Source organism: Polynucleobacter sp. 35-46-11 (assembly GCF_002281105.1).
Genome location: NZ_NCFJ01000615.1, coordinates 1 through 1,371 on the forward strand (window position 1 = coordinate 1; position 1,371 = coordinate 1,371).

Here is a 1,371-nt window from a genome sequence, read left to right on the forward strand (position 1 = left end):
TTTGAGGCCGTCTAGCATGCGATTGAGGCGAGGCAGATCACCAGCCAACATCGCTTCAGTTAGTTCAAAAACGTTATAGCGAGCCACCTTCAGGATTGCTGACCGAATTTGTTCCTCGGTAAGTACGCCAGCAGGATGCAATAAACCTAGCTTTTGAATTTCTTGGTGAGCGGCGATGAGATTACCCTCTACCTGCTCAGCAATAAAGGCTAAAGCACGCTGCCCCTCTGGGCCTGACTGCACTTCTTGACCCTGCTTCTTGAGTCGTCCCGCAATCCATTGCGGCAATTGACTGCGATCCAAGGAATCCAACTGAATCGCCATACCTGCTTCATCCAAAGCAGTAAACCAAGCAGAAGTTTTAATCTTGCCATCCAGTTTAGGCAGGATGATGCAAAAAATCGTATCCGGCCCCTCGGGTCCAACTGGCTGAGACTCGATTTGGGCAGAGAACTGTTTAAGCGCATCAGCACCATCACGGCCAGGCTTACCTGTTGGTATACGTAACTCAACCCAGCGCTTATCTCCAAACAAAGACATAGTTTGGCCCGCGCTTAATAAGGCAGTCCAATCAAACCCGCGCTCTTGCAATAAAACTTCGCGGTCGGTGTAACCCATTTTTTTCGCAGTGGCACGTAATTGATCCATCGCCTCCATCATGAGGAGAGGCTCATCACCACTAAATATGTACAGGGGCTTTAATGAAGCGGCCGAATTCAGCGACTTCAAGTGAACCTGTAGGGCGTCACTCTTAACCATGCGGTTGGATCGTCATTCTTTAAAAAATTTTAGACCGTGGAGCTCGGGCAGTTGCAGCAACACGACGCAGAATTTGCACAGCAAGATCTCGACGCATCAAAGACAGAAATTGCTGCATTTGAACATCGGTCGCCAAAACGGTCGATACCGAGAAGTCCATATCTCGCGTCATGTAGATCTCCGCTTCAGGTACGACGTCAGCTCCCGTATTGTCATATGCTCTAAACCCAACACGTATATTTAAGCGATAGGCAGAGACCTGACCATTGGAGTTGTATGCCAAGATCTCACGACCATTCAGATCACTCGTGATTTCTAAAGTAAGGTCAGCATCTTTGGGATTGATGGCTACCTTTGCATCAGTACCAGTCAAGATAGCTGTCTGTAGATCCGTTCTCAGAGGGGGTGATGGGCTCCCAGTAATCGCGATGACTTTGTAGGGCAAATCCACCATGCCACGTAAGCGGTAGCCACAGGCGATCAGCCCGCTGACTGGGGCTAGAGTGAGAAACCCAAGCAGAGTACGTCGAAGTTGATTTACGCGCATGTGTTTAGTTTCTATTCAAAGTAATTTGCAAGTATCTAAGCAACAATATTGATTAAGCGACCCGG

2 protein-coding genes are annotated in these 1,371 nt (G+C 48.5%); both read right to left on the minus strand.

What is annotated here, in order from left to right; genetic code table 11:
• On the minus strand, positions 1–759 hold a 759-nt coding region (holA, locus tag B7Y67_RS18170; RefSeq protein WP_293599835.1), incomplete at its 3' end, for a DNA polymerase III subunit delta.
• A 19-nt stretch (positions 760–778) separates the two neighbouring features.
• Positions 779–1,306, minus strand: coding sequence for an LPS assembly lipoprotein LptE (lptE, locus tag B7Y67_RS18175; RefSeq protein WP_293599836.1), 528 nt, complete (start codon positions 1,304–1,306; stop codon positions 779–781).
• Positions 1,307–1,371 lie beyond the last annotated feature (65 nt).

Bases quoted from the DNA above. Each gene is read 5' to 3' on its own strand.
- lptE (WP_293599836.1), bottom strand. From the start codon at position 1,306: ATGCGCGTAAATCAACTTCGACGTACTCTGCTTGGGTTTCTCACTCTA.